A 12,862-nucleotide genomic window follows, 5' to 3' on the forward strand; every position below is an offset into this window, starting at 1 on the left:
AGCTAAACCTTTCCTTCTTTCTCCGGCATGCCTTGTACCCAATAGATGGCTTCAAACGGGCGTAACACCAGTATTGCGGGCTGAGGCTGTGCGTCAGGGTAATTGCTGAGTAACAGTCGCCAGCGGCGGTCATGGGTATCAATGGGAGGTTGCCAGCGTTGGGGCTGTTTGCTGAGATTTGCCAGAACCAGAAGCCGCTGTCCTTCCCAGATGCGCTGATAGCACCAGACAGTAGGATGGTCTGGCAACAGATCCTGATAGTCGCCGTGCGTCAGGAGAGGAAGCGCTTTACGCATAGCAATAAGCTGCTGGTAGGTGTAGAAGACAGATTCTTTATCCACCAGCGCTTGTTCCGCGTTGATGTGGGTGAAATTCTGACATAGCGCAATCCACGGTGTACCACTCGTAAATCCAGCATGCTTGCTGGCATCCCATTGCATCGGAGTACGGCCGTTATCACGCGACTTGCTGGCGAGGATTGCTAAGGTTTGTGTATCTGGCTGGCCGCGATCGCGTTGTTCAGCAAATTGATTCAGGCTTTCAATATCGTGGTATTGTTCAATCTGTGTATAGCCGGGATTGGTCATACCCAGTTCCTCGCCCTGATAGATATAGGGCGTGCCCTGCATACCGTGAAGCACCATCGCCAGCATCTTGGCGGACTGCACACGGAATTCGCCTTCGTCACCAAAGCGTGACACGATGCGCGGCTGATCGTGATTACACCAGAACAACGCATTCCAGGCGTGATTGTGCATCCCCTGCTGCCAGTGATTAAAAATCTGTTTGAGCTGGATAAAATCAGGTTCCGCCAGCGTCCATTTTTCCCCATTGGGGTAATCGACTTTCAGATGATGGAAATTGAACGTCATGGAGAGTTCGCTGCCGTCCAGCGCGGCGTAGCGGCGGCAGTGCTCCAGCGAGGTAGATGACATCTCACCGACGGTCATCAAGCCGCGGGGCTGAAAAACATCCTGACTGAATTCCTGCAGGTAATCATGAATTAGGGGACCATCGGTATAGAAACGGCGTCCATCGCCTTGCTGAGCATCAGACGGGAAATCCTGCTGCTTGGAGACCAGATTGATGACGTCCAGCCGCAGCCCGTCGACGCCTTTATCCGCCCAAAATTCACACACCTGTTTTAATTCATCCCGTACGCGTGGGTGTTCCCAATTCAGATCGGCCTGTTCTGTAGCAAAAAGGTGCAGATAATACTGTTTGCTTTCCACGTGCCACTGCCATGCTGGCCCACCAAATTTTGAACGCCAGTTATTGGGTAGCGCACCGTCATTACCATCGCGCCAGATATAAAAATGACGGTACGGACTACGGCGATCCTGCGCGTTCAGGAACCAGTGATGCTGCGTCGAGGTGTGGTTGAACACCATGTCCATCACGACACGGATACGGCGCTGATGCGCTTGCGCGATCAACGTTTCCATATCGGCCATCGTGCCATAGGTCGGATCGATGGCGCAGTAGTCGGCGACGTCATAGCCGTTATCAACCTGAGGAGAAAGATAAACCGGCGTCAGCCAGATCGCATCGACGCCCAGTTGTTGCAGGTAATCGAATCGGGCGGTGACGCCAGCGATGTCGCCAATGCCACTTCCGGTACTGTCCTGAAAGCTCTTCGGATAGATTTGATAAATCACGCCGTTTTGCCACCAAGGAAGCGAGGCGTTCATCGTCATGAGGTCGCTCCTTTATTACAGTGGGCCGTGTTTACACGGCCTGAGTTGAGATAATAATGATATGTCACTGCTATGCAGGGTCGAGTGTGCCATTACGGATTTTGCGCTTATAGACCAGCGACGTCAGCACAATCGGAATAACGGTGGCAACCAGCGTGGCGATAGCGAAGATCCCCCAAAACTGTGGCTTGATGGAGAGAATGCCCGGTAGCCCACCTACGCCGATGCCATTTGCCGTTACGCCATATAGGCCGCAAATCAGCGCGGCGGCGGCGGAACCGATCATGGCGCACAGCATCGGAAAACGGTATTTCAGGTTGATACCGTACATGGCCGGTTCGGTCACGCCAAGAAAAGCGGAAATCGCCGCGGGAACAGAAATTTCACGTTCGTTAGTTTTTCGGCTGACGAGAATCACCCCGACAACGGCAGCCGCCTGCGCAATGTTGGACAGCGCGATAAGCGGCCAAACTGGCGTGCCGCCCATACTTTGAATCATCTGCATATCAATCGCTAGCGTCGTTTGGTGCACGCCTGTGATGACCAGCGGTGCATACAGGAACCCAAACAGCGCTGCACCAACGGGGGCGAAGCTGCCTGTCATTACTGCCTTAACGGCCCAGGCGACGCCGTCACCAATCATACGACCAAACGGACCAATTAAGGTATGTGTCAGGAACACGGCCAGAATGAGTGAGGTTACGGGCACGACCACCAGATAGAGGTAATCCGGCACGATTTTTTTCAGCCGTGTCTCGATTATCGCCAGCGCCATCCCGGCCAGAACGGACGGAATGACCTGTGCCTGATAACCTATCTTCTCAATCGTGAACCAGCCGAAATTCCACACTTCAGGCGTTTGCTGGCCGATGAGGTAGGCGTTCATTAGCTGCGGCGATACTAGCGTGATGCCCAGCACGATGCCGAGGATGGGCGTGCCGCCCATTTTGCGTACGGTTGACCAGCAGACCGCAACAGGAAGATAGAAGAAGATGGCTTCACCCAACAGCCAGAGGAAATCGTAGATGGTTTGCCAGGTTGGATAGAGCTGAACCAGCGTTTGCCCGTCGCGCATCGGGATATCGCCAATCACGTTACGTGCCCCGAGGATCAAGCCCCCGCTGATGAGCGCGGGAAGCAGCGGAAAAAAGATCTCGGCAAAATGTGAAATGCTGCGTTCAAACCAACTCATGTTCTGGCGAGCGGCGACTTTGGCTTCTTCTTTATTCATCTCGCCTTTTCCCGTGGTGGCGAGCAGCGCTTTGTAATACTCATCCACGTTGGTGCCGATCACGACCTGAAATTGTCCGGCGTTGGTAAAACACCCTTTAACAATACGCAGCTCTTCAATGTTCTTGGGATGGGCTTTGGATGAGTCGTGCAAGACGAAGCGGAGACGAGTAATGCAGTGTGTGACCGCCGCGATGTTCTCACGCCCGCCGACCAGTTCGATCAGACGGTCAATATCCTGTTGTTTAACTTTACTCATAGTCATGTCCTTTTTATACCCGTCATACTTCAAGCTGCTTGTGCGTTGGCTGTCCTTACTCACCCCAGTCACTTACCTGTGTAAGCTCTTGGGGATTCGCTCGGTTGCCGCCTTCACGCAACTCGAATTATTTAGGGTATATCTTTTAGCGCAGACGTCGGGGACGCGAAGCAAGTACAGCTAGAGGAAAGCATAGTCTGTTAACGGTGGTTTTGCCGTGAAAGGAAAACGCATTGAGCTGTTTTTAAAAGAGAATGTTCAGGCATGCGGTGTGCTGCACAAATCTGCGACGTATGGGTAGACAAAAAGGAAAGGGGGATGAACAGAGTGAGAGAGAGGCCGAAAAACAAAAGCCGCCTGTAGGAGGCGGCTTTAGAGATTGTTTATATCACAATCAGAACGGGCTGATGATTGACCCAATACGTTCACAGTAACTGACATAAACATCTCCCATTCTTTTAAAGAATTTGCTGATTTTGCGAAAGGTTTTCATTATCAGACTCCTCTAACGGGTTAGTTAAGTGTGATGTTAATCACATTTTTAATGGTAGCGAAGATGAGATCGGATTTCAACATTTTTGTGATATCAGTCACAAAAATATAACGATATGGAAAAGGAAATGTGTCGTGGAGCGAAAGAACCTGATGCGCAACCGGAAGGTCAGCGCATCAGGTGATGGAAGGCATGCGAGGTAATATCAGGCGGGATAGTGATAAATATTGTGATCGAACCACTGCTCGGCGTCTTTCTCCGTGTGGTGAAAACGGAAGCCAAGCCGTTGAGCGACAGCGTTGCTACGCATGTTGGCGGTTGAGGTAAAGTACGCTATAAGCGTGCTTTTTCCTGCTGAATCAGGGTAAAGAGCGCATTGGTGTCGCTCTCTTCCTGGATAGGAAGGCGTAGATGGGGCTCGTGACGCAATTCATATAGTGCATCTATAAATGACGTATCGACAACTGTCGCTTCCATAAAATCGCTCCCTTTACCGCTGTAACGTTCCATCAACGATTGTGACGCTGTGTCCGCCGATCCACGGTTCATCGTTCAGGTAAGTCACGGTAATGCGGCCATCACGTTGCAGCATGGTGCCCTGTCGCGCACGGTAGCTGAGTGGCGCGGTGACGTTATTGATAGCATGCTGCTGACGAAGCAATACCGCCAGGCATGCATTGGCGCTGCCGGTAACCGGATCTTCCTTGAGATGGCCGCGTTCGATGTAGAAAGCACGAATCTCATAGTCGACAGGCGTTGCGCCATCGTGCGGGCCATAGACAGCGATGCCGCTGGTCTGGCTGAGATTTTGTACGGCTGAGAGTGCTTCTGCATCCGGTGTGATGTTCAGACAGGTGTCTGCGCTGTCTACGCGAATCACAAGCCAACGAATGCCCATTTGTACGGCCGTGGGCGGGTAGCGTTTATCGATACAGGGACTATCAACGCCGGTAATACCCAGCGTTTTTTCCAGCAGTGGCATGTGCTCATCACCAAACGGAACGAGGGTGGCTTGCGGGGCGTGAAAAGCGAGGCTCTCATCATCACCGATGTTGATCGACACGAGACCAATACCACATTGTTGCACCAGTTGGCCCGGAGACTTAGGGCGCAATCCTTCTTCAAGCAGGGCATGTGCGGTGCCTAGCGTAGGGTGTCCGGCAAACGGAATTTCCGATTCTGGCGTAAAAATACGAACATGGTAATCCGCTAAAGGATCGGTGGCTGGCAGGACAAACGTGGTTTCTGACAGGTTTGTCCAGCGAGCGATCTCCTGCATTTGCACATCGGTTAATCCCTTCGCCTCCATAATGACGGCAAGCGGATTGCCCTTGAAAGACTGCTGGGTGAAAACGTCGACCTGTTTGAAACGACGTACTATAGGCATCGCATTTTTCTCCTGTATGCGCTATCGCTTAAATATTACTCAAAACTAACCGCGCTCCTATCGCGCGCTTGTGGCATAATGCGCGCCAAATCACATTCCGACTCGAGTATAAGTGCTGTGTTAAGTACTAACAATATCGCTATGCGGTTTCATATATAATAATTTTCTTTATCCTTGTCTGTGTCTATTAATTATAGATACAGTATAAATACACTTATATACCATAGCCATTTTATCAACGAATTGAATTTCTTCGTCTTCTTTTGTTGAATTTTGATTTTATTATCTACTTGTACTGAAAGTATGTAGAGCTGAAAAATAGTTACTCCTCCAGTTATTCACTATTTCCCCTATGCCTTATTCGTATCGGTTTAATTATTAATTTCCACTCGGCCATTTTATATTTTTACTTTATTGACTGTGAGGAGTTAAGTATTATAAATGTTTGCTCATTTTCCCTGTAATAAATACTATAAACGCTTCATCCTCAAACGATTTTTTAGTTTCTCCTTCAGCGGTATAGGATACCCCAGCAATCAATAGTTTTCTAAATTCAGACTGATCTTATATTTTTCTGTGAAATCAATATCAAAGCTACTTGCGGTGATTCAGTTAAGATCCGAAACATAATATTGCTCGATGATCCGTAGAAAATCATCTAACAAGTTATTAACAACTATAGCTAATGTTACTATCCACTGGCTCCTAATGATTTTGTCAAAAAACGCTACTTTTATTCGCTTGTATATTTATGGATAAATGATTAATAAGATTCACCCTTTGTTGTTTTTAGTAATTATTACCTGTAAATCAACATGTTATTAAATCGATTGAGTGTATTTAACGGAGGGGTAGGGTTTTAACTAGCTTAAATCTATCATGATTTTTATCTCTGCCATTTTGACCATAATATTTTTTTGTGTATACTTTTGCTTAATCGGAATTTAATAAGTGTCAAGATTTTATTTAGGGTGTAAGAAATGTGTTGATGGGTTTTTATTTCAATCTTTTTTTAACTCTTCGTGAGATAGTGTTTTTTTGGAAGTGGAAGCATACCATTCTCTTTAATGTGATGACTTGTATCTGAAGGGATATGGTAGTCTGTTATTGGTGTTAGAGCTAAATAGGTTGGTGGGGTGTAATAATTTCTGTTTATCAATTATTTAATGAATCAATGCTGTATGAAGTTCTTGTTGAAGTGCATCTTTCGAATGGGAATTCTATTCATTATAAAGGTGTAACAACTTTTCAATATAGAAGTAATTAATGACTAGAATGCATTCAAAGTAATCCATTCTTAGTTCAGATTAGTTTATAACTCCGTAGCTTATGGTCAATGGGATTTCTGTTATAAACATTATCCTTAATTATGGATTGAAGTACGCCGCTATCTATATATACACGGGAGAAGAGTATCTAAAAAATTTAATTTTTTCCGACTCGGGTTCTCGATTTATTAAAGACCTTACTTATTATTAATTACGTTAAGATCTGGCCGATTATAACCTGTCGGCCTTTCTAGGAGTTTTTTTGTGAAGGACAGATTTAAACACACCCATTTCGTACCTCTTCATCTTAAATTGCTTGCTTGGATGAATATCGGTATCCAGGTTTCTTTTCCGATCGTAGCGGCATTTACCCCAGCGACTGCTGTGGCAGGAGGTGATGACCGCTTCCTGCAGAATCAGGAACAGATTGCGCTGCAGACTCGGGTATACACCTTGGGTGAAGGGGAAACGGTTTCTACCATTGCAAAGAAGTACCATATGACTCTGGATGCACTGCGCAAGCTGAACCAGTTTCGTACTTTTTCCCAGGGTTTTGATCATCTGCAACAGGGTGATGAGCTGGAGGTTCCTGTTGCTCCGTTGCCTGAAGTTCGGTGGGATGATGCGTCGGTGACAGAAGAGCAGGGTAATGATACGCATGCTCATAAAGTAGCTGGCTATGCTGCACAGGCGGGGGGAACACTGGCAAACGGTGCGGGCAGTGATGCTATTGCATCAATGGCACAAGGCATAGTCTCAAGGGCTGCCAGCGATGAAATTCAACAGTGGCTTGGTCGTTTCGGAACCGCACGAGTACAACTGGAGATGGATAAAAATTTCTCCCTGAAAAACTCACAACTGGACTTGCTTGTCCCTTTGTTCGAACAAAAGGACAGCCTTGTCTTCAGCCAGGGTAGTATTCACCGGACTGATGGACGGACCCAGTCAAATTTGGGTGGGGGATATCGTTGGTTTGCCGATGATTGGATGCTCGGTGTAAATACCTTTCTCGACTATGATCTTTCTCGAGACCATTCCCGCTTGGGGCTAGGAGGGGAATATTGGCGTAATTTTCTTAAACTGGGTGCCAATATCTATTACCGCCTGACAGGCTGGAAAACGTCACCGGAGCTGAGAGACTATGAGGAGCGTCCGGCAAACGGCTGGGATGTCAGGATGCAGGCTTGGGTGCCTTCTCTGCCACAGCTGGGTGGCAAGCTGATGTATGAGCAATACTACGGGGATGAGGTGAGTCTCTTCGGTCAGGATAGCCGACAGAGGAACCCGCATGCTATCACGGCTGGCGTAAATTACACTCCGGTTCCTCTACTGACGTTTGGTGCAGAACAGCGTCAGGGGCAGTCAGGTAAAAGCGACACGCGTTTCAGTATGGACATGAATTACCAGCTAGGCGTACCTTGGCAGCAGCAGGTCAATCCAGACTCGGTGGCGATCATGCGCAGCTTGGTTGGTAGTCGATATGACCTAGTGGAGCGTAACAACAATATCGTTCTGGAATACCGCAAGAAAAAAGATGTGATCCTCCTGAGGACGGCCGATCTGGTGACGGGTTACGCTGGTGAGCAGAAACCACTCGGCGTATCAGTAACTAGCAAGTACGGTATGGAACGTATCGACTGGTCAGCTCCGTCTCTCATTGCCTCAGGAGGTAACATCGTGCAGGACGGCAGCGATTGGTATGTGGTTGTGCCGGAATATAGTTCTGTCAGAGAGGGAGGCAACAGCTATACGGTGAGTGGTGTAGCAGTCGACAAAAAAGGGAACATTTCCGACCGAGCTGACACTCAAGTCACAGCCACACAGGCTGCGCTTGATATAAGTACTAGTTCACTCTCACCTTCGTCAGCTTCACAGCCTGCTAATGGTGTTTCACAACAGAAATTTGTGTTGAAGGTGAATGATAAAGAAGGGCGCCCAGTTGATATTGCTGAAAATGAAATCAGCGTTGTGAGTACATCTAAGCTGCGCGGTAACATCAATGCCACTGTATCTGCATTCACCCGACTTGTTGCGGGTGAATATGAGATGACAGTAACAGCAGGCACTGTGCCTGAATCATTCACGTTGATACCGTCGGCTCGGAACATACAATTTGCGTCAGCCGATGTGATTCTGACTGCAGATAATGCTACCGCACAGGTTGATACGCTGGATGTCATTGAGGACGGCGCCATTGCTGACGGTAAATCCAATAACCGTTTCCGAGTAACGGTTATTGACGCCCATAATAACTCCGTATCTGGCCAGTCTATCAGACTGAAAGCAGACAAGGGGGCCACTGTTGCGGAATCAGTCATCACTGAAGCTGATGGTACCGTCATTGTTCCGATTACATCACAACAGGCTGGTGACACAACGGTTACAGCCAGTATTCACGGCAGAGATGAAAAGACGCTGACGCTTACTTTTCATCCTGACCAGAACACCATGAGGGTAGAACAGAATAATTTAAGCATTCTTCCAGAGGTCTCTCTGGCTGACGGTAAGACACCAAAAAACGTGGTAGCCAAGGTTACCGATGCAAAGGGTAACGCCGTCCCTGATGTGCTGGTCACATTTAGTACCGATAACGGTGCTACGCTCGCTGAGAAAATAGTAAAAACAGATGCGCAGGGAGTTGTTACCACCACACTTGTCAGTACCATTGCCGGCCCCTCACGCGTGCTGGCTAGCATCAATAACTTGACCACCACAAAAGACACTACGTTCATCGGTAACAATGCGACTGCCATCGTGAGTTCCGTCAGTACGGATGCGACCTCTGGTGTTGCTGATGGGGTAACAGCTGTGACATTCAGGGCGCTGATTAAAGACCTCAACGGCAACCTTCTTTCCGGTATCCCAGTGGATTGGAAATCCGATAAGAACAGCAGCATTGTAGCCTTTAATCATGCCCAGACGCTGACCTCTAAGGAGGGGATTGCTGAAGTGGCCGTGACCAGTACCCGTGCATACAGTGACGTGGTGGTGACTGCATTTACGAACGCATCGTCGGTATCAGCCTCTCCGTTTATATTCAGCGCAGGTGATGTGGATGAAAACCGCTCAGAGCTGGCACTCTCTCCGTCGGTCATTGTTGCCGGGAAAGAGACAGCAACACTTAGGCTGACGTTACGTGATAGTAAAGGCAACCTGCTCACTGGAAAAACGGTCAGCGGCATCAGCGACAACAGCGATGTGAATGTTGGTGAAAGTCAGCAAAACAGCAATACACGAGGCCGCTATACCATGGTGGTGAGCAGCGACAAGGCAGGCACTGCCACGCTGTCAGTTAAGGTAGATGGCCAAACGTTGAACATGAGCCGGATTCTGACAGTGAAAGGAGATAACGATCGCTGGAAACTATCCTCTATCGTGTCAAATACAGCCAGTCTGATAGCGGGTGATAGGAAAGGAGCCACATACCATGCTACGGTTACTGATGCACAAGGGAATTTACTGAATAATGTGGTGGTTTCTTGGCAGCTTAGCGGCCAGGCGGAAAGCTATGAACCAACGTCACGTACGAATGAAAAGGGCGTAGCGATCACAACGGTGAGAAGTAATACCGCTGGGCTGCTTCAGATGACAGCATATCTTGATGCGGATAATTATGCCCAAGCAGACGGTGTCACTGTTGTAGCGGGGGAGATTAAAAACTCTACCTTTGGTGCGGATAAAACCAACATAGGCTCCGACGGTAAGGATAGCGTAACGCTGACAGCTAGCTTGGAAGACAGCTATGGCAACCCAGTTACGGGTAAAATATTGACAATAGAGGGTGCTGATTCCCTGGCAGGCTTTAAGCTCAGTGCTGTCCAGGATCAGCAAAACGGACGCTATGTGGCGACTGGGACCTCGACAACCAAAGGGAAGGTTATTCTCAGTGCTAAGGTTGACGGTAAAAAGGTGGGGAATTCAGTTACCGTTACTGTGGGAGCCATCACACCTGATTTAAGGTTTGATAATGCGGAGCAACCTGTGACCTGGACGAGAAGTTTCACTGCCTCGCAGGTCGTTAGGGGTATGCCTGAAGGTGTGGAACAGAAATGGTCGAGTTCAGACAGTCGTGTCGCCACTGTTGACGGGAACGGGAGAGTTACGCTTCTGAAAGCAGGTTCGGCCAGGATTTCTATCTATACGCCGGGGAATGAGCAATACAACCAGTCAATGGCATCATACACCTTGAGTGTATCCAGAGCCGCCCCAGGACTGAAAGCCGGAACAGGTAATCCCATTACTGCCATATGGGCTGATGGCAAGGAACAAAACATTACCGCCAACTACACCAACAGCGATGTACTGGATGGGCTGACGGCCGTATACACGACTAAAAATACAGCTATTGTCACTGTGGATAACGTCGGCAAGCTGACCGCAGTAAAACCAGGTGCCGCGACCGTCACTGTCAGTACGCCGGAAACGGATCAGTTCCTTGCCGCTTCAGCAGATGTCACATACGTTCTGAACAAAGCGACAGCAGATGTGAGTTTCAATACGACTACTGTGAAAACCACAGACGAAGAAGCTTTCACTCTACAGAGTCCGGTTACGTCGCTGACTCCGCAAGCCAGCATTAAATGGATGTCCAGCAATACAAACGTGGTTAGCGTATCCGGTTCAGGAACCATTGAGGGGAATGTTGGCAAAGGGCAAACCCGACTGACGTTAACAGTACTTGCTAATGACTATTATAATGCCAGCTCTGGCTACTACGATGTCATGGTGTATACGAAGCCATCCATTAGTCTGGGTGATGTCTCTTACATAAGTAAAGGAAGCAAAGGTAGCTCAGGCACATGGACGCCCGTCTTTACCGATGATTCGCTTTCTGTTACATGGAGTGCTGATGTCTCTGATGAATTCAGTAAGCCTGAGAGTGTGACCGTTTATATTCTGGATAATAATGGAAATGAACTCGCCAGACAGACCGAACTGTCTCCATCGGGGAGTAAAACCACGACGGTGAACCCAAATTCTTCATTATGGGATAAAAAGGTACATGTGGCACTGATTGCTAAAGGGTTCGGGAAGCTTGAAACGAATAAGTCGTCTTCAGAGGTTATCGTTAGGAACCTTGAACCAAGGCAGATATGGACGACATTCACCGTTCGATCGCAAGTCAAAACAATGACCTCTCAGGGAGAAGATAATGCATGCCAATCATCCGCCTTTGGTCGAGATCACTGGAATAATGCAGTCGTCACTGGGGAAAGAGTCAGTTTTGGTGGTAAAACGCTAATTTCTCCAATGTCAGTGAGAGCTCGTGTTAATGCATCCCAGAATGGTTCGTCTTTCTCGAAAGAATATTTCCCAAATAGTTATACTACGGTAGTAACAAATCAAAATATCAATTTTGGAACTACTCGAATCGCACAGAATTGCTGGAGAGACCATACAGGGAGATATAACATTGACATTATCGTTGGTTATAATGGGAAGACTTACGAATATTCGGGATTGGGTTATGGGTGGGGAGGGAACGGAGATGGAATGTATGTAGATAGAATAAATGATTTTTGATTTCTGATGGATTTGAGTTATTTTGAAAAATCTACGAGGTAATCAATAATATTCAAGCAAAAACCCTCCCAGGTATTGGGAGGGTTATTTTTCGTGTAAATTTATCAAGAGTTTAACTCTCCGACTCTGGCAGGAAAACTCTACAGTTTCGCCTCCCTAGGTTGATGTTATCGTTATGCTTAATATGGTTTATATGCGGAGTATAAGGTTTTTATTTTTCTGTGATTCTCTATGGATTTTTTTTAGATAAAAATTATCAATTTATGATATTTAAACTGCATTGTTGAAGAGCTCGGGGGGGGGGGCTATTTTGTTATTCTATGGTTGTTTTTTAACAACTCCGAATGGAATATAAAAAATATTATTTTTATCAGTAATTCATATTTTAATGATGTGGGGCATTAACTAAAAAATTCTTTAATTATCTTTAAGATATTCAATCAATAATTATTTATACCAATTGAATCGTTCACAAATTTAAGTTTTTTATTGTCTGGAGTGAAATTTTTCAAATGACTTGATAATGAGAGATGCTAATAAATCAGTTGCATACAGTTATGCGAGTAACATTTTTCAAATCATTCAGGCTGTTTTTTCAATAACAAGCTACCCGAAAGACTAACTACTTACACGTCTTTATGTAGAGTTTTTTTACTGTTTTCTAGCGTTGCACTGATACTGATACTGATACTGATACTGATACTGATACTGATACTGATACTGATACTGATACTGATACTGATACTGATACTGATACTGATACTGAGACGTCAATGTGTCAATCTGACTTTCTTCAATAGGAGCCAGCATGTTAAATAGCGAAGCTCGTTTACCTTAATGCAAGGTGCTGATGCTAAGCTCTTGTTAGAAAATTATAGTCTATTCTTGATTGTGTATACTTCTGCCATTTCAGTCTGTCTTTGCAGGCTATCAGCCATTTCATGACGTTTGCTTGAAAAATGAACACAACTGTAGGCGATCCCGTTGTTTCGTTGTGGCATAATG

Annotated in this window: 6 protein-coding genes; 1 reads left to right on the forward strand and 5 read right to left on the reverse strand. The window is 46.9% G+C overall.

Going from position 1 to position 12,862, the window contains the following annotated elements:
* Nucleotides 1–2: 2 nt before the first annotated feature.
* The 4 genes from treC to LOZ86_RS07830 all read right to left on the reverse strand — a co-directional run bounded on the left by treC (nucleotide 3) and on the right by LOZ86_RS07830 (nucleotide 5,066).
* A complete protein-coding gene (gene treC, locus LOZ86_RS07815) occupies nucleotides 3–1,691 on the reverse strand; it encodes an alpha,alpha-phosphotrehalase (protein ID WP_039484186.1) in 1,689 nt (562 codons plus the stop codon).
* Nucleotides 1,692–1,767: 76 nt separating this feature from the next.
* Nucleotides 1,768–3,186, reverse strand: a complete 1,419-nt coding sequence (gene treB / locus LOZ86_RS07820; RefSeq protein WP_039484072.1) for a PTS trehalose transporter subunit IIBC — start codon at nucleotides 3,184–3,186, stop codon at nucleotides 1,768–1,770.
* A gap of 826 nt (nucleotides 3,187–4,012) precedes the next feature.
* Nucleotides 4,013–4,156, reverse strand: coding sequence for a hypothetical protein (locus tag LOZ86_RS21525; protein ID WP_224651332.1), 144 nt, complete (start codon nucleotides 4,154–4,156; stop codon nucleotides 4,013–4,015).
* A 13-nt stretch (nucleotides 4,157–4,169) separates the two neighbouring features.
* Nucleotides 4,170–5,066, reverse strand: a complete 897-nt coding sequence (locus tag LOZ86_RS07830) for a PhzF family phenazine biosynthesis protein (protein WP_039484074.1) — start codon at nucleotides 5,064–5,066, stop codon at nucleotides 4,170–4,172.
* A gap of 1,532 nt (nucleotides 5,067–6,598) precedes the next feature.
* Between LOZ86_RS07830 and LOZ86_RS07835 the strand changes: the two genes are divergently transcribed.
* Nucleotides 6,599–11,857, forward strand: coding sequence for an inverse autotransporter beta domain-containing protein (locus LOZ86_RS07835; protein ID WP_052012064.1), 5,259 nt, complete (start codon nucleotides 6,599–6,601; stop codon nucleotides 11,855–11,857).
* A gap of 651 nt (nucleotides 11,858–12,508) precedes the next feature.
* On the opposite strand, the gene LOZ86_RS07840 is transcribed toward LOZ86_RS07835, so the two are convergent.
* Nucleotides 12,509–12,667, reverse strand: coding sequence for a hypothetical protein (locus tag LOZ86_RS07840; RefSeq protein ID WP_230243040.1), 159 nt, complete (start codon nucleotides 12,665–12,667; stop codon nucleotides 12,509–12,511).
* Between the last annotated feature and the right edge of the window lie 195 nt (nucleotides 12,668–12,862).

The organism is Pectobacterium parvum, from assembly GCF_020971565.1.
Lineage (GTDB): Bacteria > Pseudomonadota > Gammaproteobacteria > Enterobacterales > Enterobacteriaceae > Pectobacterium > Pectobacterium polare.